Origin of the sequence: Cypionkella psychrotolerans (assembly GCF_001294535.1) — a bacterium.
Classification (GTDB): domain Bacteria; phylum Pseudomonadota; class Alphaproteobacteria; order Rhodobacterales; family Rhodobacteraceae; genus Cypionkella; species Cypionkella psychrotolerans.
Genome location: NZ_LGIC01000091.1, coordinates 45,061 through 64,236, shown reverse-complemented (window position 1 = coordinate 64,236; position 19,176 = coordinate 45,061). Strand labels below are relative to the sequence as shown.

Genomic DNA, 19,176 nt, shown 5'->3' with positions numbered 1-19,176 from the left:
CTTTGGTGCAACCACTAGGGCGTGGTTGCAAGCAACGTAGCCCGCGGTGCCGGTGGGTTCCAGATAAAGCCGTCAATCTGATAGGGTCGACCCAAAGTGTCGCCCGCGCTTGCGACTTTCACCACTGACCAATCGTTCTTGGTCGAGACATCCACCACGGTCATACCCAGCGAAATCTGGCTGGGCTTCCAGTTGGCATGGTCAATCAAAATCTCCCGATCCGACACCACTTGCGACACCACAGCGACATGGCCCTTCGGCAGTTTGCGGGTCGACGAAAACGCCATCACCGCACCCACAACAGGCTCGTGGCCACGGACGAATTTACCCTTGGCCTTGTCCCACCAAGTGCCCGCATTGCCCATGATCTCAACCCCGCTGGCATCACGCGCAAACGGCACGCACCAGACCTTCTGACCCTTGGCGCGTTTCGCTTTGGCATTGCCAATGGCTTTCGAGACGAAGTTCGGGTTCAGCCCGGGCTGGATCAGATCAGGGTGAGCGGAGAGCATCGTCACTTCCGAATTGCTCGGCACGCAGGCGGCACTGAGGGCCAGAACGCCGCACAAAGCGGCCAAGCGTGGCAAATTACGGAAGGTTACAGCCATGTGAGTGTCCCAAGTCTTTTTGTGTTCTGTTTGGCGCAGAGGGCCTTGGTTAATCCAAGTTGTTTCTGCGCTGCGGCAGACATTCACTGATCCGTGACAAAGTTCAACAAACTGAAATATCTGTGGGCGAGAATCCGCCGCAGGTTTTCGCGCAATCGGCGAATTATGGACGATTCAGCGGAACCAAACGCAGTTTCAGGCGTTAAGTGCGCTGATCCATGCCGTCAAACGGGCCGCATTGACGCCCCAATCGCCTTTGCCAAAGCGCTGGCGGGCATAAATCGTCACGCCCTCGGGGGTAGATTCGGCGGTGGTATAGTCAGGAAACCCCCAGAACGCTGAGCGGGTTTGCCAGGTGATCCGCCCGGTTTCCGCACTGCCCGCGATGCGCAGGGTGCGCGGGCTGGCCAACGCGATGCCATCCAGTTTGGCCAGCAGCGCCTGCGTCTGATCGGCTGCGGCTGTCAGATCGACATAGGCCCCATTCGGCAAGGCGGTGACCCTATCCGGGCTCGGGGTGGCGATATCCAGAGGGCGCGGATTGAGGGCCACATGCCACAAGGATGGATTGGTCGGGGCAAGGCGAACAAACGCCATGGCCCCCGCCGCAACGATCAGGATCAAAACGGCGAGGGTCATGATTTTGGTCATCTTTGTGTTTTCGCCCAATGATAGAGACAGATCAATTCGTAGCCGACATGCGCGCCCGCGATGGCAGTAGCGCCGGTGGTGTCATAGGGCGGCGAGACTTCAACAATATCGCCGCCGATCATGTTGATGCCAGCCAGATCGCGCAAGATGGCTGCGGCTTGCCAAGAATGTAAGCCACCCCAGACCGGCGTGCCCGTACCGGGGGCGACCGAGGGGTCGAGCGCGTCGATGTCGAAAGTGAGATAGGTCTGGTGATCATCGACGATGTCTTTGATCTTGGCGACCACCGCCGCCGTGCCGTTTTCATGCACCCAGCGGGCGTCGATGACGTTAAAGCCGAGATAATCCTCGGTCGTGGTGCGGATGCCGATCTGCACTGATCGTGTCGGGTCAACATAGCCCTGCTTGACCGCCTTATACATCATGGTGCCATGGTCGATGCGGGTCATGTCGTCATCGGGCCACAGATCGGAATGGGCGTCGAAATGGATCACGCTGAGGGGGCCGAATTTCTCGGCATAGGCGCGCAGAATCGGCAGCGTGATGTAGTGATCGCCGCCTAAGGTGATGGTGCCTGCGCCCGCCGCCAAGATTTTGCGAATATGCGCGGTGAGGGTATCGGGGAAATCTGAGGTCTTGGCATAGTCAAACGCGCAATCGCCGTAGTCGATGATGTTCATCTCATCAAGCGGGTTGGTCGGCCAGCCGTAGGGCGGATCATAGGGCTGCAAGCTGGAAGCCTCACGGATCGTGCGCGGGCCAAAGCGCGTGCCGGTGCGGTGGGTGACGGCTTGGTCAAAGGCGACGCCGGTGATGGCCAGATCTACCCCGGTCAGGTCTTTGGTGTAGCTGCGGCGCAGGAATGAGGTCGCTCCCGAGAATGCGTTCTCAAAGGCATAACCGCGCTGGGTGGTGCGGGTGAAAGCGGTGTCGATTTCGGTTTTAGCGTCTTCTAGGGCCATGATTCTCTCGGAGATAACGGCGCTTGCGTCTTTATCCTCGGGCCGCAGCCCCAGCCGGAGACGCGCGGATCCGGGTGGTTCAAAGGACGGCAGGCTTGCGGGGATGTCAAGCCTGCTGCGGGTGCAATTTGGTGTTCGGGCGGAGCCTCCGGCGGGAGTGTTTAGGCCAAGATGAAATTGCTCTTTCTCAAATACTCCCGCGCGGAGCGCTTCGAGATTGGCCAGCCATGGGTCGGGCGGGGTTCACCCCGCCATGCGTTTTACCCCAGCCGGTGCCCCTCGCGCACCAGATCATCGCTGACGCGGCGGATCGCGACCTCCAAAGTATCGACCACGAAATCGACTTCCGCCTCGGTGATGATCAAGGGCGGTGACATCACGTTCAGATGGCCAATGGGACGTACCAGCAGGCCCAAAGATTCCGCCACGTCTGAGATGCGTTTGCTTTCATTGACCTCATCGGGGAGCAGTTCTTTGGTGGTCTTGTTGGCGACGTTTTCAACGCAGAGCATCAAGCCCTGCCCGCGCACATTGCCGACGAGGGGTAAGGATTCGAGGTCTTTCAGCCGGGTGTTGAAATAGGCGCCGACCTTCGTGGCATTGGCGAGCAGCCCTTCGCGATCAAGGATGTCGATGTTCTTTAGCGCGCAAGCGCAGGACACCGGATGGCCGGAATAGGTTAGGCCCGTTGTAAACCAGCGGTGCCCACCCTCCGCCATCGCCGCCCAAATCCGTTCCGACAGGATCAGCGCGCCCAAGGGCAGATAACCCGAGGTCAGGCCCTTGGCGCAGGTGATCATGTCGGGCTGCACCCCGAAGGCATCGTCCGAGGCGAACCAATGGCCGATGCGGCCAAAGGCGGTGACCACTTCATCGGCGATGAACAGGATGTCGTGGCGTTTGCAGATCTCCCACATGCGGCGCAGGTAGCCTTGCGGCGGGATAATGATGCCGCCCGAAGCTTGGATCGGTTCCGCGATAAAGCCGCCGATGCGGTCGGCACCGACTTTTGCGATCAGCGCTTCAAACTCGGCGATCAGATCATCGCAGAATTGCGCTTCGGTCTGCCAATCCGGGCGGCGGTAGGGGTTGGGGCAGGAGAGGTGGTGGATGCCCTCGGTCTTGTAGCGGAATTCCTCAATACGGTCGCCGTTGCGCTTGCCGACCGATTGGGTGAGGTAAGTTGAGCCGTGGTAAGAGTTTTCCCGCGCCACAATGTCGGTTTTATCGGGGTTGCCGCGGGAATGGTGGTAATAGCTGACCACGCGCACGGCAGTATCGACGGCGGTGGAGCCGCCGGTGGTGAAATGCACGCGGTTCAGATCGCCCGGCGCGAGTTCCGCCAGTTTCGCGGCCAGACGCGCCGCCGGATCGTTGGTCATATCGACAAAATGGTTGGCGAAGGCGAGGCGTTCGGCTTGTTCGGCAATCGCATCGGCCATCTCACGGCGGCCAAGGCCGATATTGGTGCACCACATACCACCGACGGCGTCGAAATACTCGCGGCCCTGTTCATCCCACAGCCGCGCCCCCTGCCCGCGCGCGATCACCAAGGAACCGGCCTTTTCAAACGGCCCAAAGTTCGCCCAAGGGTGCAGCACATGGGCGCGGTCCATCTCGAAGGCGGATGTGTTGGGCAGACTTGCGGGGGCGTTCATTTTGAATCTCCAGTCAATATGATTTGGCCAAGATAGCCAAAGCGCATAAAAACACCAGAGGATTTTTGATCAAATTTCAGAACAGCTTTTGCTTGGCTTTTGAGATCTTAAAGCCATGCCCGCCGAGGTTGCTACATTCCATGCCCGATTTCTCGGAGGTGCAGGTGAACGGCCCCAGCGAGATCGACTTGCCGTAACTGAGCTCAATCCCGCCCGGATCGGCGACGGAATCGGAAACGCAGGCGAGATAGCCCGAGCCGCCCGCGTCGACCGCAAAGCTGCTGCCCCAGTCGAATTCGCAGTTGGCGGGGGCTTGGCGGTAAGTTGGCGTCAGCGCCGACATATCGCAACGCACTTGCGCGTAGTCGCCGGTGGACATGCCGCATTGGATGTTGCCGGAAGGTGAGTGGAAGGCGAGGTAATCATCGGCAAAGGCGGATGTTGCCAGAATGGGGGCTGCCAGCAGGCCAAGGGCAGAGGCGAGGCGGATCATAATGACTCCTTTTCAAACGATAGGAGCAGTTTAGCGCGACATCAGGCTGCCGCGCTAATTTTCTTTGCCGAAATCGTCAAATCCGGCGGGACGCTGCGCCCTTACGCCAAGGGCTGCGCGCGTTCGACCAGCCTTGCGAAGAAGGATGCGCCAATCGGTGCGGCCTCGTCGTTGAAATCATAGGCGGCGTGGTGCAGTCCCGCGCCGGGGCCAGTGCCCATGAACAGATAGGCGCCTTTGCGGGCTTCCAGCATGTAAGAGAAATCTTCCGAGCCCATCTCGCGCACCGAATTGCCATCGACCGAGGTTTCGCCAACGATTTCAGCGGCGACTTCGGTTGCAAAGGCGGCTTGATCGGCATGGTTGATCGTCGCCGGATAGCCCCAGTCGTAGTCAATCCGCGCCTGCACACCGTAGGCGCTCGCATGGCCTTCGACGATCTCATAGAAGCGCTTTTTCAGCAATGCGCGGACTTCGGGCTTAAAGCAGCGGATGGTGGCGGCGAACATCGCTTCTTCCGGGATGATGTTGGAGGCGGTGCCCGAATTCACCATCGTCACCGACAACACCGCCTCGTCCAAGGCATAGATGTTGCGTGGAATGATGGTCTGGATGGCCGAGATCATCCCCACCAAGGCCACAATCGGATCGACGCAATCATGCGGGGTCGCGCCATGGCCGCCCTTACCCGTCAGATAGACATAAGCCGTATCGACGCTCGCCATAAGCGCGCCCGGCGTCGTCAGGAAATGCCCGAACGGCACGTTGGGCGCGTTGTGGATGCCGTAGACCTGATCGACGGCGAAACGGTCCATCACGCCTTCATTCACCATCTCTCGGCCCCCCGCGCCGTCTTCCTCGGCGGGTTGGAACATCAGCGCGACGCGGCCTTTAAAACGCCGGGTCTCAGCCAGATATTTCGCGGCCCCCAGCAGCATGGTCACATGGCCATCATGGCCGCAGGCGTGCATTTTGCCGGGGATGGTGGAGGCGTATTCGGCCCCGGTGATTTCCTGGATCGGCAGCGCATCCATATCAGCGCGCAGACCGATGGTCGGGCCATCACCCTGCCCGTTGATGATGGCAACGATGCCGGTTTTGGCGATACCGGGGTGAATTTCATCGACGCCGATCTCTTTCAGGCGCTCGACGATATAGGCGGCAGTGGTGAAGCAGTCGAAAGACAGTTCAGGATTCGCATGCAAATGCCTGCGCCAGCCCTTCATTTCCTCGGCATAAGCGGCGATACGGTTGAGGACGGGCATGGGGATCTCCTGATTTGCTGGCCTTTGATCAAATCTTATCTGGAAGGGATCGGCAATGCCCCTGCCCCATTCTGACGACGCGTCTGATCAACTTGTCCGTGATCAACTTGTGCGTGACCCGGACGGCGGCATCGCGCGTTTGCTGGAAATCATGCGGCGGCTGCGCGATCCGGTTGCGGGCTGCCCATGGGATATCGCGCAGGATTTTGCCTCGATTGTGCCCTACACGATTGAGGAAGCGCATGAGGTTGCCGATGCGATTGCGCGGCAAGCTTGGGATGAGTTGCCGGGGGAATTGGGCGATCTGCTGTTGCAGGTGGTGTTTCATGCCCAGATGGCCAGCGATCAAGGCCTGTTTGGCTTTCAAGACGTGGTGCAAGCGATTTCCGACAAGATGGTCGCGCGACATCCGCATGTGTTTGGCGACGAGAGCCGCGACAAAACGCCCGCGCAGCAGACGGTGGATTGGGAGAGGATCAAGGCCGCCGAGCGCGGCGCGCAGAACGCCCGCGTGCTGGATGGTGTGGCACTGGGATTGCCGGGGCTGACGCGGGCGGTCAAGCTGCAAAAACGGGCGGCTCGGGTGGGGTTTGACTGGCCCTCGACCGATGAGGTGGTGGCCAAGATCGCCGAGGAATCTGCCGAATTGGTTGAGGCGCGCGATCAGCTGAGCCACGCCGAAGTCACTGAAGAATTTGGCGATTTACTGTTCGTGATGGCAAACTTGGCGCGGCATCTGGATGTAGATCCCGAAGCCGCTCTGCGCGCCGCCAATGCCAAATTCAGCCGCCGCTTTGGCCGGATTGAGGACTGGCTGGCAGAGGCGGGCAAGGCTCCGGCAGACAGCGATCTGGCGGAAATGGATGCGCTGTGGAACCGCGCCAAGGCCGAAGAAAAGGCCGCCAAGGCTGGATAAGCGGCGGCGTGCGCGGCGGAAAAGTTATTTACTCAGGTATTGACGCCTCCCGGTGGTTCCGCTTTAAGCGCAGCCAGATACCTGACAAAAGGACTCAACCATGAAGCTGCGTTTTTCCTTGTTCGCGCTTGCGCTCGCCAGCACCGCTTTGCCCGCCTTGGCCGAGGAGGTGAATATCTACTCGCACCGCCAGCCCGAACTGATCCAGCCGCTGATTGATGCCTTCAGCAAGGAAACCGGCATCACGGTGAATATTGCCTTTGTCGACAAGGGCATGGCCGAACGTCTGGTGGCCGAAGGCGACCGCTCGCCTGCAGATCTGATCCTGACGGTGGACATTGCCCGCCTGACGGAAGTGGTAAATGCAGGCGTCACCCAGCCCGTCGACTCCGCCGTGCTGGAGAAGAATATTCCGGCAGAATACCGCGATCCGGGTAAGCAATGGTTCGGCCTGACCGCCCGTTCGCGCGTGGTTTACGCGGCAAAAGACCGGGTGAAGGATGGCGAAGTCACCACCTATGAAGACCTTGCCAATCCGAAATGGAAGGGTCGCATTTGTATGCGCTCGGGGACCAGTGATTATAACGTGGCGCTGACCGGGGCGATGCTGGCGCATCACGATGCGGCCTTTACCAAGACTTGGCTAGAAGGTCTGAAGGCCAACCTCGCCCGCAAACCCAATGGCGCGGACCGCGATCAGGTCAAGGCGATCTGGGCGAACGAGTGCGACATTGCTATCGGCAACACCTATTATCTGGGTCAAATGCTGGCTGACCCCGAGCAGAAAGAATGGGCGGACTCGGTGCGTATCGTGTTCCCGGTGTTTGAAGGCGGCGGCACGCATATGAACATCTCGGGCGTGGCGATGACCAAAGCGGCACCGAACCATGATGCGGCGCTGAAGCTGATGGAATGGCTGTCGTCGGATGAGGCGCAGAAGATCTACGCCGAAACCAACTACGAATTTCCGGTCGAGCCGGGGGTGGAACGCTCGGCCTTGGTGAAAAGCTGGGGTGAGTTTACGCCCGACAGCTTGCCCTTGGCAGATGTGGCTGCGCAGCGGCCGGCGGCGTTGAAACTGATCGAGGAAGTTGATTTCGACAACTGATCGGAACCCATGATCGAAATAGACGTTGAAAGGGGCGCTTTTGCGCCTTTTTCTTTTTTGACCATGTGGACAAGATCGGGGGAATGGCGTTTTCTGGCCGAAAAATGAGGAGCAGACCATGCCACAATCCCCGCGTAAAATCATCATCGACACCGACCCCGGCCAAGACGACGCTTTTGCGCTTATGCTTGCATTCGGCAGCCCGGAAGATATCGAGGTGCTGGGCATCGTGGCCGTCGCAGGCAACGTGCCACTGGCGTTGACCCAGAAGAACAGTCGGATGATTTGCGAATTGGCCGGGCGCTCGGATGTGAAAGTGTTCGCGGGCTGTGACCGTCCCATGAAGCGCAAACTGGTCACTGCCGAGCATGTGCATGGTAAAACCGGGCTGGATGGCCCGAGTTTGCCCGACCCTGTGATGCCGCTGCAGGATCAGCATGGCGTGGAGTTCATTATTGAGACACTGCGGCGCGAGCCTGCGGGGACGGTTACTCTGTGTCCGCTGGGGCCACTGACCAACATCGCGCAGGCGTTTTTGCAGGCACCGGATGTGGTGGGGCGGGTGCAGGAAATCGTGCTGATGGGCGGGGCTTATTTTGAGGTTGGCAATATCACTCCTGCCGCCGAGTTTAATATCTATGTTGACCCAGAGGCAGCAGAATTGGTGTTCCGGTCCGGTGTGCCTTTGGTGGTGATGCCGCTGGATGTGACCCACAAGGTGCTGACCACCAAGGCGCGGGTTCAGGCGTTTCGGGCTATGGGAACCGAGGTCGGTCGGGTTTCGGCGGATTGGGCGGATTTCTTTGAGCGGTTCGATATGGAGAAATATGGCTCGGATGGCGGGCCGCTGCACGATCCGACTGTGGTGGCCTATTTGATCAAGCCGGAGTTGTTTTCAGGGCGGGTGATCAATGTCGAGATTGAGACCCAGTCAGAGCTGACTTTGGGGATGACGGTGGCGGATTGGTGGGGGGTGACGGATCGGCCTAAGAACGCGCTATTTGTGGGCGATGTGGATGCGCAGGGGTTCTTTGATTTGCTGACCGAGAGGTTAGCGCGGTTATGATTTGGGGCGGTCCCGAGTTGGGACCGTTTTGGGTACACGGGGAATCAATAGGTTATGGGGCGGCGGTAAGGATCTGTTAAGGTTTCGTGGACTTCGATGAGAGGACCGGGGCCAGCCCCCGGCCCCCCGGAGTATTTGTGCCAATGTGAAACTGCTCAGAACAGCACGTTTAGACCGATGACGCGCGGTGTTTTATGTGGTTTTAGACAATGGCATGCTGCCAGCTTTTGTAGACGAACTCCAAGCTATAGCCATCGGGATCGCGGACCTGCGCAGCGTAATAGCGCGGGTCGTAATGCAGTTGTGGGCCGGGTGGGTGGATTTCAGTCGCACCTACTTTGAGGGCTGCTTGATGGGCGGCGTGGACCTCGGCTTGTGAATGAGCAATGAAGCCGACATGCAGTGCCGTTGGGCTGGGTTCACCCTGACGCAGCCAGAAGAAGATGCGGCCCTCTGCGCCAAAGCCCTTCAGATCGGGGTGATCTGGGAGGTTTAAGGGCGCGTCGTAGTCGTGCCGGATTGTGATGCCGACTTTCGGCAAAACCGCCTCGTAGAATGCGATGGAACGGGCGAGGTCGCTGACTGTCAGGAAGATGTGGTCGAGCATTGATTCTCGATTGCAGGTAGGGTTGGGGATCAATCCCTTGTCGATGTTTTAGGCAAGATAACCAAGCCCTCCATCAAGGCGAGGCGGCACCCAAGCTGCGGTCAGGCGCCGCCTATGTTGTGTGTTATCCTAAAGCATACCCCGCCCCGCGCACGGTGCGCAAAGGGTCGTCGCCGCCGAAGGTGCAGAGCGATTTACGCAGCCGACCAATGTGGACATCGACGGTGCGGGTGTCGACGTAGATATCGCGGCCCCAGACGCGGTCCAAGAGGCTTTCGCGGGAAAACACCCGGCCCGGCTTTTCCATAAAGGTCGCCAGCAGGCGGAACTCGGTGGGGCCGAGTTTCAGCACTTTGTCGGCGCGGTAGACGCGGTGGGTTTCGGTATCGAGGCGAATATCGCCCCATTCCAGCAAAAGCCCCGCCGTCGCAGGCCGCACGCGGCGCAGTTGCGCGCGCAGGCGGGCCATCAACTCGACCACGGAATAGGGTTTGATGACGTAATCATCGGCCCCGGTCTCTAACCCGCGCACCTTATCGACTTCTTCCGAGCGTGCCGACAGCATGATGATCGGGATGCCCCGGGTTTCAGGGCGGGCTTTCAGGCGGCGGCAGACTTCGATGCCGGAAACATGCGGCATCATCCAGTCAAGCAGGATCAGATCGGGGGCTTCTTCCGAGATCAGGGAGAGCGCGTCTTCGCCATTGTCAGCTGTGCGGACCTCGAAGCCTTCGGCCTCAAGGTTATAGGACAGCACCGCGCGCTGTGCCGGTTCATCCTCGACCAGCAGCACCGATGGACGCGGTGCCATCAAGCCTCCCCCCCAGCGAGTTCGGCTTTCGGGCGGGCCTCATCCGGCAGTGATCCGGTGGTGAGATAGATCACCTGTTCGGCAATCGTGGTGGCATGGTCGCCGACGCGCTCGATGTTTTTGGCGATAAAATGCAGGTGCATACAGGCCGAAATGTTGCGGGTGTCTTCCATCATATGGGTCAGGAATTCGCGGAACAAAGCGTTATACATCTGATCGACTTCTTCATCGCGCAGACGCACTTCGGCGGCGAGGCCCGCATCGCGCGACACGAAGGCGTCCAAAGCGTCTTTCAGCAGCAGACCGACCTGACGCGCCATACGGCGGATCGAACCTGCGGCACCGGGGATCGGTGACATTGCATTCAGCACCAGCGCACGTTTGGCGAGGTTTTTGGCGTAGTCGCCGCAGCGTTCCAGACTGGAGGCGATTTTCATCACGGTCAGCACGGTGCGCAGATCGGTGGCGATGGGCGCGCGCAAAGCGATCAGCCGGGCGCATTCGGTGTTGATCATTTCTTCCAGCTGATCAATCGCGGCGTCGTTGTTGCGCACCTGATCGGCGAGGCTTTCATCTTGGGTATCCAGCGCTTTGGCGGCATCAGACAGGGCGGCTTCAACAAGCCCGCCCATTTTCATGATCATGGCCTGAACCGCTTCAAGATCACGGTCGAAAACGCGGGCGATATGGGGATCATTCAACATATTTGTGTTCCTTAACCGATCCGGCCAGAGATATAGGATTCCGTGCGCGGATCTTTCGGATTGGTAAAAATCTGCCCGGTTTCGCCAAATTCCACCAGATTGCCGAGATGGAAGAAGGCGGTGCGTTGCGACACCCGAGCTGCTTGCTGCATCGAGTGGGTGACGATCACGACCGAGAATTGGCTGCGAAGTTCGTCGATCAGTTCTTCGACTTGTGCGGTGGCGATGGGGTCGAGCGCCGAGCAGGGTTCGTCCATCAACAAAACCTCGGGTGAGGTCGCGATGGCGCGAGCAATGCAGAGGCGCTGTTGCTGACCGCCAGACAGGCCGGTGCCGGGGGCTTGCAGACGGTCTTTGACCTCATTCCACAAGGCGGCTTTGCGCAGGCAGGATTCCACGATGGCGTCGAGTTCGGCCTTGTTGCGGGTCAAGCCGTGGATTTTCGGGCCATAGGCCACGTTGTCATAAATCGACTTCGGGAACGGGTTTGGCTTTTGGAACACCATGCCGATGCGGGCGCGCAGTTGCACCGGATCGACGCGGGGATCGTAAATGCTTTCGCCTTCCAGCGTGATGGAACCTTCCACGCGGCAGGACGGGATGGTGTCGTTCATCCGGTTCAGGCAGCGCAGGAAAGTCGATTTACCGCAGCCCGACGGACCGATGAAGGCGGTGACGGTTTTGTCCATGATATCGACATCGACGTCTTTGATGGCATGGTTGGTGCCGTAATAAACCTGCGCCTTGCGGGCCTCAATCTTGATGGTCTGGGTGTCCACGCGGGTCTCCAATCTTTGGTCTTTCATGTGATGTCCCCTTACCAGCGGCGTTCAAATTTGCGGCGGAAATAGATCGCCACGGCGTTCATTGCGATCAGGAAGACCAGCAGCACGATGATGGCCCCAGAGGCGCGCTCGACAAAGCCGGGGTCGCCGCGTTGGGTCCAGTTGTAGATTTGCACCGGAAGCGCCGAGGCCGGGTCAAACAGGCCCTCGGGCGGGCCACCGGGGAAATCGCGCACGAAGGCGACCATGCCGATCAGCAGAAGCGGTGCGGTTTCGCCCAAGGCTTGCGCAAGGCCGATGATGGTGCCGGTGAGGATGCCGGGCATCGCGAGCGGCAGCACATGGTGGGTGATGGTTTGCAAACGGCTTGCGCCGATACCAAGGGCTGCGTCGCGGATCGAAGGCGGCACAGCTTTCAGGGCGGCGCGGGTCGGAATGATGATACGCGGCAGGGTCATCAGGGTCAGCACAAGGCCGCCGACGATAGGCGCGGATTGCGGCAATCCGGCGAAGTTGATGAAGATCGACAGGCCGAGGATGCCGTAGACGATCGACGGCACGGCGGCGAGGTTGGCGATGTTGACCTCAATCAGGTCGGTGAATTTGTTTTTCGGGGCAAATTCTTCGAGATAGACCGAGGTTGCCACGCCAATCGGCAAAGCCAGAACCAGCACCACGAACATCATGTAGAGCGAGCCGACGATGGCGACGCCAAGGCCAGCAGCTTCCGGGCGTTTGTCCGACGCATCGGGCATCGTGAGGAAGCCGGGGTTGATTTGGGTTTTCATCACGCCTGCGGTTTTCAACTGATCTGCCAAAGCGAGCTGGGCGGGCGAGGTGTTTTTGTCCAAGGCGGCGGATTCCATCGTCACCCGGCCTTTGTAGTAGCCGTCGATGCGGCCCGAGGCGAGGACGTTGACCTCAATCGTGGTGCCGATCAGCGAGGGGTCGGCCAGGACGCGGTTGCGCAGGGTGGCCGGGGATTCTTCGGAGATCATCTTGGTGAGGTCTTTGGGCTTCATATCGCCCAAGTTCAGGCCTTTGGCCGCGACGTCGGCTTCCAGAGACGAAGCCAGCAGTTTGCCATAGGTGACAGTGGTGGCCTTTGCCAGATCGGCAGGATCGCGTTTGCCGCCTTTGTCGAGCAGGGCTGCGTCAAGGGTGACGGGCAAAGTGATGAAGGTCTGCTTGAACGCAGGCAGACCGTTGCCAAAGATCGAGATCAGCAACCAGACGAGGGCCAGCAGCGCCACGACGATGGCGGACAGGCCATAGGCACGAAAGCGTTTTTCGGTGGCGTTGCGGGCCTTGGTGCGGGGATCTTGCACCAGCAAAGACGCGCGGGTGTCGATGGCGGCGCGTGGGTTCAGCGGGCGGGCGGTCATTCGTATTGCTCCCGGTATTTACGCACAATCACCAAGGCGACGATGTTCAAGGCCAAGGTCAGGCAGAACAATGTCAGACCCAAAGCGAAGGCGACCAAGGTTTCTGGGCTGGCAAATTCGGTGTCGCCAGTCAACTGGCTGACGATTTTCACCGTCACGGTGGTCATCGCCTCAAACGGGTCAAGCGAGAGCTTGGCTGCGGCCCCTGCCCCCATCACCACGATCATCGTCTCGCCAATCGCGCGGGAGGCTGCCAGCAGCACGGCCCCGACGATGCCGGGAAGCGCTGCGGGGATCACCACTTGTTTGATGGTTTCCGAAGGCGTGGCGCCAAGACCGAGCGAGCCATCGCGCAGGCTCTGCGGTACGGCGTTGATGATGTCGTCAGACAGCGAGGACACGAAGGGGATCACCATGATGCCCATCACGAGACCTGCCGTCATCACCGAGGAGGATGAGTTGCCAAGACCCAAGGGCGAGGCGAAGTAATCGCGCAGCAAGGGGCCAACGGTGACCAAAGCGAACAGGCCGTAAACGATGGTTGGGATGCCTGCGAGGATTTCGATGGCGGGTTTCACCCAAGCGCGGGTGGAGCGGGAAGCGTATTCGGCCAAGTAAATCGCCGACATCAGGCCGATTGGCACCGCCACGATCAGGGCGATCACCGAGACGTAGAGCGTGCCCCAGAGCAGCGGTAGGATGCCAAGGCTGGAGCCACCGCCGAATTGCGGCTTCCAGACGGTGGAGAAGAAGAATTCGGACGCGGGATAGAGCCGGAAGAAGTGGATCGATTCGAACAGCAGCGAGGCCACGATGCCGACTGTGGTCAGCACGGCGACAAGGCTGGAGGCCATCAGAAGCCACATCGCAAAACGCTCGGTGGCGTTGCGGGCGCGGTATTCGGGATTGATGCGGCTAAGGCCAAAAGCCAGACCTGCGAGGGCGAGCAGAAGTGCGGCCCCGGTCATCGCAAGCCGCGAGGTTGCACCTGCATCGCGCAACGCGGCAGTTGCGGCGAGGGTTGAAGGCGTGGGTTCGGTTTCCAACACAACGCCCGCCCCATTCAGCGCGGATTTCAGCGCGGTGGGGCTGGCCAGCAGAGGACCCACATCATCGCCACGCGCTTCCAGCATGTTGAGACCAGCGGCGACACGGCGGACATCGGCCATCACCAGCTCGGCCGATTTGCCTGCGGGAAGCTCGGCTGGGTTGATCAGGCTGAGGGCTTTGTTTTCCAGAAACAACGGTTGCGCCAAAAGCCATGCGGCGATCAGAAAGAACGCGGGCACGGCGGTGAGCAAAGCGGTGATGCGGCCATAAAACGGCGGCAGAGAATGCAATTTGCGAATGTCGCCTTCGACTTGAGCGACGGCCTTACGGCGGCCAATCACATAGCCAGCAATGGCGAGGCCGAGAATAATCAGGGAGAGGAGGCCGATGCTCATGGGGATCCTACCAATGAGAGGGACAGGCGCGGGATGGATAAGCGGCGCGAGATGCCTCGCGCCGCTTATTTAAGTCTTACTGCAGCGGGCCCATCACGGTTTCGGCCTCAACAGCCGCTTGGGTTGCTGCCAGTTCCGGGTCGGGGACCAGACCGTATTCGGCCAGTTTGCCATCCGGGCCAGCCATGTCATCGGACACGAAGAACTGGATGTATTCTTTCAGGCCGGGGATCACGCCGATATGGGCTTTCTTGACGTAGAAGTAGAGCGGACGCGACACCGGGTATTCGCCCTTCGAGATCGTCTCAACCGACGGCAGGATGCCGTTGACGGTGGCGACTTTCAGCTTGTCGGTGTTGTTCTCGTAGAACGACAGACCGAACACGCCGACGGCGTTCTTGTTGGCGTCGATGCGCGACAGGGTTTCGGTGTAGTCGCCGTCGATGTCGACCGAAGTGCCATCCGAACGGGTGGTGAAGCACTGCTTTTCAGCATCTTTCTTCTTGGCAGCGTCATCGGCCTCTTTCGAAGCAGCGAGGAACAGATCGTAAGCGCCGTTGGTTTTGCAGCCTTCCAGCAGAACCTTGGTGTCGAACACTTCACGCGTGCCGTGCTTGGTGCCGGGGATGAAGGCGAGGATGTCTTGTGCCGGAAGTGCGGCGTTGGCGTCAGCCCAGGTCTTGGCGGTGTTGGCAACCAGAGCGCCGTCTTTGGCGATTTGCGCGCCGATGGCGTTGAACACGTCCACCGGAGTCAGCACGAAATCCGGGCCGTTGATGTCGGAGGCAAACACGATGCCATCATAGCCGATGCGGACTTCCATGATGTCGGTGACGCCATTGGTTTTGCACAGGTCGATGTCAGACTGGCTGATGCGCGAGGAGGAGTTCGCGATGTCGATGGTCGACTCTCCGACGCCTTCGCAGAGCTTCTTACGACCCGCGCCCGAACCGCCGCCTTCAACAACCGGGGTTTTGAAATCGCCGTTTTCGCCGAACGCTTCGGCCACGATGGTGGCGTAGGGCAGCACGGTGGAAGAACCCGCGATTTGCAGCTGGTCACGCGCCGAGGCGATGACGGTCGTGGCGGCAAGGATCGCCACGGCGGAAGGGATCAGTTTGATCAGAGACATGTTGCTCTCCAGTTAATTCCCGAGGGCTGCCCGGATGGCTTGCCCTTCGCCGCCCCGTCTAGGCGGGTTGTTCATATGTTTTGCGACAGTTTTGTAACAGTTATATGACGGGAACGGCTGGCAGGGGGAAATGAGCTGAAATAGGGCGCGGGTGGAGGTGGGGGAGCCTCCGGCGGGGATATTTAGGCCAAGATGAATGGCTGTAGGTAGGGGTTTTTGTCAGCGTGCCTCGTACGGCAACAGCACCGAGAATCGGCTGCCTTTGCCTTTGCTGCTTTCAATCACCAGCCTGCCCCGGTGGCGGTTGACGATGTGTTTGACGATGGCGAGGCCCAAGCCGGTGCCACCCTTTTCGCGCGAGCGGTGGCCATCGACGCGGTAGAACCGTTCCGTCAGGCGGGGGATGTGGAACGGGTCGATGCCCTCGCCTTGATCGCTGACCGAAATCCGCAACTGCGCACCGCGCGGGCCTTGTTCCCGCGCCAACGCCACCCGCACCTCGGCCCCCGCGGGGCTGCCGTATTTCACCGCGTTCTCGACAAGGTTGGTCAGTACTTGCGTCATCTGATCGGCATCAGCGCGGATGATCAGCGGTTGATCGGCGCCCTCGACCCGGATCGTGACGCGGGCGGTTTCGGCAAGCGGGCGCAGGCTGGCCACCGAGGTGCGCAAAAGTCCTGCGATATCAACATCATCTCCCGGCAGCACACGTTCTTCGGACTCAACCCGGCTGAGATGCAGCAGATCGCGCACCAGGCGGTTCATCCGCTCGGCCTCAGAGGCCATGATGGCCAGGAACCGCTCGCGCGCCGGGGCATCATTGCGGGCGGGGCCGCGCAGGGTTTCGATGAAGCCCAGCAAAGCGGTCAGTGGCGTGCGGAGTTCATGACTGACATTGGCGACAAAATCGCGACGCATCTGGTCCATCTGCTCCCATGCCGAGCGATCCTCGAAGGCGCAGAGCACGCCCTGCGGCACTGGGCTGACCGAGATTTCATAGATGGTGTCCTGCGCGGCCCCCGCGAGGGTGAGGCGGATGCGGCCCTTCTCGCCGCGCAGCATCGCCGCCGCTATTGCGCGCAGAAATTCCGGTTGCCGAAAGCTGAGCGCGTGGTGACGATCCACAATCGCCGCACCAAACAGCGCAACGGCAGGCCCGTTTGCCTGCACGATCCGCTCATCCACCGCGATCAGAATCACCGGCAGCGGCAGTCCGCCCAGTAGTGCTTTTGTGGCCTCATGATCCATTGCCCACCCCTTTTGCCTTTGCCAATCTCTACCCTGCCCCAACTGATCATGCCAGTTCGGGCTTGCTCACGCCGCTGCGTGTGCGCTAACATAAGGCGAGTGTCGTAACGGAAATTCGCGCTTTGGCTGTGGAGGCGCAGGATATCGACGCCTCTAAGCCCCAAAGCGCGCAGTAGAGTGAGTGGGAGGCTACCATGCCACCGCAGTCGGGGTTGTCGCAAGACCAAAATCCGCCGAGCCGCCGAATCCTGTATCTTGCCGGAGGCGAGGCTGCCCCGGCGTCACAGGATGCGATGATCTTCTCGCTGCCCTTCGCGCGGCTTTGCCCGGAAGAACTGTCCCGTATCGCCCCCGATCTGGTGGTTTTCCCCCTGTTCAGCGCCAGTTTGGACGCGATCGTGGTGCTGACCCGGCTGAACGAATTGGGCTATGCTGGGCGTTGTCTGGTACTGACGCCCCGCCTGCCAAAACCGCATCTGATCGAGGCCGAACTGCGGGGCTATAAGGGTGAGATGCAGGTGCAGCTTTTGACCTCGGACGCGCCGTTTGAATAGGGTTTAAACTGGCGCGTTGTCGCGCTGGTAAATCCAGTCATGATCCGGGTCGTTCTGAAACCGCCAGTTGCGGCGGGGGCCCGCCATGACGTTCAGGTAATACATCTCATAGCCATAAGGCGCGCCGCAGGGGTGATGGCCCTTGGGCACCAGCGTGACGTCATGGTTTTTGACCGCCATCGTCTCATCAAGGCTGCCATCCTCGGTATAGACGCGTTGGATGCCGAAGCCCTGGGCCGGATTGAGACGCATGTAATAGCTTTCCTCCAGATAGGTCATGCGGGGGAAATCGTCTTCGTCATGACGGTGGCTGGGATAGGACGACCAGTTGCCGGAGGGCGTGAAGACTTCGGTGACCAGCAGGCTGTCGGCCACATCCAAGCCTTCCATCGCGATGTTGTTGATGAAACGGGTGTTCGCGCCGGTGCCACGCTGGGTCAGGGTGATGCCAGCGGGGCCTATTTGTGCGGCTTTGTGGCCGGATTTGCCGGGGGCGGTGCAGACCGCCAAGGTGCAGGCGGTGGTGGCTGTGGCAGACCAATCGGAATCGTTGGGGATATACAGGCAATGCGGTGGGGTTTTCTCAAACACATCCAAACGGTCGCCGAGCACGCCCCAATCTTGGCCTGCGGCATGGATTTGGGCTTTGCCTTCGACCAGCACGAGGATGACTTCGCGGTCGCCAGTGACTTCGGCAGCGGTTTCACCGGGTTGCAGACGATAGAGACCAAAGCCGACATAGCCCCAACCCGCGCTTTCGGGCGTGATGTCATGCACCTTGCCTGATGTGCCCTTGGGTTTACGCAATAGATCGGCCATGTTCGTCTCCCAGATACGGGGTCTGGGGGGCGTGCCCCCCAGCCTTTATTTGTCGAGGCCAGCCCGCTTGGCAAAGCCCTTCAGACTGCGCAAACCAAGGCTTTGATAATCCATCGGAATCCGCACAGATGGGTCTTGCTCGGCCTCAATCACCAGCCAGCCCGAATAGTTGTGCTGCGCCGCCACTTCGAGAACAGAGTAGAAATCGACCGCCCCTTCGGCATCGCCCGGAACGGTAAAGCTGCCACGCCGCACGCCTTCCAAGAACGACAGCCCTTGCTCGCGTACCTGTTTCATAATGTCGGGGCGGACATTCTTGGCATGGATATGGCCGACACGGGCCATGTGCTTTTTCGCCACCCGCACCGGATCGCCGCCGCCGTAATAGCAATGGCCTGTGTCGAGCAGCAAATGGGTGTGCGGACCGGTCTCGGCCATTAGGCGGTCAATCTCCCACTCGGCCTCAACAATGGTGCCCATGTGGTGATGGTAGACCAGTTTGACGCCCTGTGCTTTTGAAAATTCCGCCAAAGCTTCAATGCCTTGGCCGAATTTCTTCCACTCGGCGTCGGGCAGATGCGGGCGGTCGTTGACGGCTTTGCCATCGTCGCCGTGGATGGCGTTCGAGGTTTCGCAGACGATGATCACCTTGCAGCCCATGCCCTTCAGCAGGTCGAGATAGGGTTGCATCGCGGCCTTTTCGTCTTCGACCGAGTTCACCAGCAGATTGGTCGAATGCCAGCCCGAGATGTATTTCAGCCCACGCGGTTGGAACAAGGCGTTCAGACCTTCCACCGTCAGCGGCATTTTATGGCCCTTTTCGATGCCATCAAAGCCGATTGCGGCGGTTTCGTCCAAGCATTGTTCCAACGAGATATGCGCGCCAAGGCTGCGATCGTCGTCATTGGTCCAAGCGATTGGGTTGGTGCCGTAGTAGATCATCATGTCCTCAAATTTTA

General features: G+C 59.9%; 20 protein-coding genes. 4 read left to right on the top strand and 16 right to left on the bottom strand.

What is annotated here, in order from left to right; translation table 11 throughout:
- Positions 1-14 precede the first annotated feature (14 nt).
- The 6 genes from AKV04_RS24885 to AKV04_RS24860 all read right to left on the bottom strand — a co-directional run bounded on the left by AKV04_RS24885 (position 15) and on the right by AKV04_RS24860 (position 5,637).
- Positions 15-608 carry a CHAP domain-containing protein gene (locus AKV04_RS24885; protein ID WP_054009097.1) on the bottom strand — a complete coding sequence of 198 codons (594 nt, stop codon included), beginning with the start codon at positions 606-608 and terminating at the stop codon, positions 15-17.
- Positions 609-803: 195 nt separating this feature from the next.
- Complete coding sequence (locus tag AKV04_RS24880; protein WP_054009096.1) at positions 804-1,259, bottom strand: DUF1499 domain-containing protein; 456 nt, start codon at positions 1,257-1,259, stop codon at positions 804-806.
- Complete coding sequence (speB, locus tag AKV04_RS24875) at positions 1,256-2,221, bottom strand: agmatinase (protein WP_054009095.1); 966 nt, start codon at positions 2,219-2,221, stop codon at positions 1,256-1,258. Before speB ends, AKV04_RS24880 begins: the two co-directional genes overlap by 4 nt.
- Positions 2,222-2,481: 260 nt before the next feature.
- Entirely contained in the window at positions 2,482-3,879 is a 1,398-nt protein-coding gene (locus tag AKV04_RS24870; RefSeq protein ID WP_054009094.1) for an aminotransferase, read from the bottom strand.
- A gap of 76 nt (positions 3,880-3,955) precedes the next feature.
- Positions 3,956-4,372, bottom strand: coding sequence for a DUF6636 domain-containing protein (locus tag AKV04_RS24865; RefSeq protein ID WP_054009093.1), 417 nt, complete (start codon positions 4,370-4,372; stop codon positions 3,956-3,958).
- 101 nt (positions 4,373-4,473) lie between these two features.
- Positions 4,474-5,637, bottom strand: a complete 1,164-nt coding sequence (locus AKV04_RS24860; RefSeq protein WP_054009092.1) for a M20 aminoacylase family protein — start codon at positions 5,635-5,637, stop codon at positions 4,474-4,476.
- Between the two features lie 55 nt (positions 5,638-5,692).
- Between AKV04_RS24860 and mazG the strand changes: the two genes are divergently transcribed.
- From mazG to AKV04_RS24845, 3 genes are all read left to right on the top strand, one after another.
- Positions 5,693-6,553 (top strand): nucleoside triphosphate pyrophosphohydrolase, encoded by an 861-nt coding sequence (gene mazG, locus AKV04_RS24855; RefSeq protein WP_082351852.1) that lies wholly within the window; start codon positions 5,693-5,695, stop codon positions 6,551-6,553.
- 100 nt (positions 6,554-6,653) lie between these two features.
- A complete protein-coding gene (locus tag AKV04_RS24850) occupies positions 6,654-7,661 on the top strand; it encodes a Fe(3+) ABC transporter substrate-binding protein (RefSeq protein ID WP_082351851.1) in 1,008 nt (335 codons plus the stop codon).
- Between the two features lie 118 nt (positions 7,662-7,779).
- Positions 7,780-8,727, top strand: a complete 948-nt coding sequence (locus tag AKV04_RS24845; protein WP_054009091.1) for a nucleoside hydrolase — start codon at positions 7,780-7,782, stop codon at positions 8,725-8,727.
- A gap of 202 nt (positions 8,728-8,929) precedes the next feature.
- Here AKV04_RS24845 and AKV04_RS24840 read toward each other — a convergent pair whose 3' ends face one another.
- The 8 genes from AKV04_RS24840 to AKV04_RS24805 all read right to left on the bottom strand — a co-directional run bounded on the left by AKV04_RS24840 (position 8,930) and on the right by AKV04_RS24805 (position 16,844).
- Positions 8,930-9,334, bottom strand: a complete 405-nt coding sequence (locus tag AKV04_RS24840; RefSeq protein ID WP_054009090.1) for a VOC family protein — start codon at positions 9,332-9,334, stop codon at positions 8,930-8,932.
- Between the two features lie 124 nt (positions 9,335-9,458).
- The gene (phoB, locus tag AKV04_RS24835; protein WP_202905689.1) at positions 9,459-10,145 is read right to left on the bottom strand and encodes a phosphate regulon transcriptional regulator PhoB; all 687 of its coding nucleotides are present in this window, start codon (positions 10,143-10,145) and stop codon (positions 9,459-9,461) included.
- Entirely contained in the window at positions 10,145-10,849 is a 705-nt protein-coding gene (gene phoU / locus AKV04_RS24830) for a phosphate signaling complex protein PhoU (protein ID WP_054009088.1), read from the bottom strand. Before phoU ends, phoB begins: the two co-directional genes overlap by 1 nt.
- A gap of 11 nt (positions 10,850-10,860) precedes the next feature.
- Entirely contained in the window at positions 10,861-11,655 is a 795-nt protein-coding gene (gene pstB / locus AKV04_RS24825; RefSeq protein WP_054009087.1) for a phosphate ABC transporter ATP-binding protein PstB, read from the bottom strand.
- Positions 11,656-11,666: 11 nt separating this feature from the next.
- The gene (pstA, locus tag AKV04_RS24820; RefSeq protein WP_054009086.1) at positions 11,667-13,019 is read right to left on the bottom strand and encodes a phosphate ABC transporter permease PstA; all 1,353 of its coding nucleotides are present in this window, start codon (positions 13,017-13,019) and stop codon (positions 11,667-11,669) included.
- Positions 13,016-14,464 carry a phosphate ABC transporter permease subunit PstC gene (pstC, locus tag AKV04_RS24815; RefSeq protein WP_054009085.1) on the bottom strand — a complete coding sequence of 483 codons (1,449 nt, stop codon included), beginning with the start codon at positions 14,462-14,464 and terminating at the stop codon, positions 13,016-13,018. Before pstC ends, pstA begins: the two co-directional genes overlap by 4 nt.
- A gap of 76 nt (positions 14,465-14,540) precedes the next feature.
- Positions 14,541-15,596: a PstS family phosphate ABC transporter substrate-binding protein gene (locus AKV04_RS24810; protein ID WP_054009084.1), complete on the bottom strand. Its 1,056-nt coding sequence runs from the start codon at positions 15,594-15,596 to the stop codon at positions 14,541-14,543.
- Positions 15,597-15,815: 219 nt separating this feature from the next.
- Positions 15,816-16,844, bottom strand: a complete 1,029-nt coding sequence (locus AKV04_RS24805) for a sensor histidine kinase (RefSeq protein ID WP_054009083.1) — start codon at positions 16,842-16,844, stop codon at positions 15,816-15,818.
- 194 nt (positions 16,845-17,038) lie between these two features.
- Between AKV04_RS24805 and AKV04_RS24800 the strand changes: the two genes are divergently transcribed.
- A complete protein-coding gene (locus AKV04_RS24800; RefSeq protein WP_054009082.1) occupies positions 17,039-17,398 on the top strand; it encodes a hypothetical protein in 360 nt (119 codons plus the stop codon).
- Positions 17,399-17,401: 3 nt separating this feature from the next.
- Here AKV04_RS24800 and iolB read toward each other — a convergent pair whose 3' ends face one another.
- Both iolB and iolE read right to left on the bottom strand, forming a co-directional pair.
- Positions 17,402-18,217, bottom strand: a complete 816-nt coding sequence (gene iolB, locus AKV04_RS24795; protein ID WP_054009081.1) for a 5-deoxy-glucuronate isomerase — start codon at positions 18,215-18,217, stop codon at positions 17,402-17,404.
- 45 nt (positions 18,218-18,262) lie between these two features.
- Positions 18,263-19,159, bottom strand: a complete 897-nt coding sequence (gene iolE / locus AKV04_RS24790; RefSeq protein WP_054009139.1) for a myo-inosose-2 dehydratase — start codon at positions 19,157-19,159, stop codon at positions 18,263-18,265.
- Positions 19,160-19,176 lie beyond the last annotated feature (17 nt).

Bases quoted from the DNA above. Each gene is read 5' to 3' on its own strand.
- AKV04_RS24885 (WP_054009097.1), bottom strand. From the start codon at position 608: ATGGCTGTAACCTTCCGTAATTTGCCACGCTTGGCCGCTTTGTGCGGC.
- AKV04_RS24880 (WP_054009096.1), bottom strand. From the start codon at position 1,259: ATGACCAAAATCATGACCCTCGCCGTTTTGATCCTGATCGTTGCGGCG.
- speB (WP_054009095.1), bottom strand. From the start codon at position 2,221: ATGGCCCTAGAAGACGCTAAAACCGAAATCGACACCGCTTTCACCCGC.
- AKV04_RS24870 (WP_054009094.1), bottom strand. From the start codon at position 3,879: ATGAACGCCCCCGCAAGTCTGCCCAACACATCCGCCTTCGAGATGGAC.
- AKV04_RS24865 (WP_054009093.1), bottom strand. From the start codon at position 4,372: ATGATCCGCCTCGCCTCTGCCCTTGGCCTGCTGGCAGCCCCCATTCTG.
- AKV04_RS24860 (WP_054009092.1), bottom strand. From the start codon at position 5,637: ATGCCCGTCCTCAACCGTATCGCCGCTTATGCCGAGGAAATGAAGGGC.
- mazG (WP_082351852.1), top strand. From the start codon at position 5,693: ATGCCCCTGCCCCATTCTGACGACGCGTCTGATCAACTTGTCCGTGAT.
- AKV04_RS24850 (WP_082351851.1), top strand. From the start codon at position 6,654: ATGAAGCTGCGTTTTTCCTTGTTCGCGCTTGCGCTCGCCAGCACCGCT.
- AKV04_RS24845 (WP_054009091.1), top strand. From the start codon at position 7,780: ATGCCACAATCCCCGCGTAAAATCATCATCGACACCGACCCCGGCCAA.
- AKV04_RS24840 (WP_054009090.1), bottom strand. From the start codon at position 9,334: ATGCTCGACCACATCTTCCTGACAGTCAGCGACCTCGCCCGTTCCATC.
- phoB (WP_202905689.1), bottom strand. From the start codon at position 10,145: ATGGCACCGCGTCCATCGGTGCTGCTGGTCGAGGATGAACCGGCACAG.
- phoU (WP_054009088.1), bottom strand. From the start codon at position 10,849: ATGTTGAATGATCCCCATATCGCCCGCGTTTTCGACCGTGATCTTGAA.
- pstB (WP_054009087.1), bottom strand. From the start codon at position 11,655: ATGAAAGACCAAAGATTGGAGACCCGCGTGGACACCCAGACCATCAAG.
- pstA (WP_054009086.1), bottom strand. From the start codon at position 13,019: ATGACCGCCCGCCCGCTGAACCCACGCGCCGCCATCGACACCCGCGCG.
- pstC (WP_054009085.1), bottom strand. From the start codon at position 14,464: ATGAGCATCGGCCTCCTCTCCCTGATTATTCTCGGCCTCGCCATTGCT.
- AKV04_RS24810 (WP_054009084.1), bottom strand. From the start codon at position 15,596: ATGTCTCTGATCAAACTGATCCCTTCCGCCGTGGCGATCCTTGCCGCC.
- AKV04_RS24805 (WP_054009083.1), bottom strand. From the start codon at position 16,844: ATGGATCATGAGGCCACAAAAGCACTACTGGGCGGACTGCCGCTGCCG.
- AKV04_RS24800 (WP_054009082.1), top strand. From the start codon at position 17,039: ATGCCACCGCAGTCGGGGTTGTCGCAAGACCAAAATCCGCCGAGCCGC.
- iolB (WP_054009081.1), bottom strand. From the start codon at position 18,217: ATGGCCGATCTATTGCGTAAACCCAAGGGCACATCAGGCAAGGTGCAT.
- iolE (WP_054009139.1), bottom strand. From the start codon at position 19,159: ATGATCTACTACGGCACCAACCCAATCGCTTGGACCAATGACGACGAT.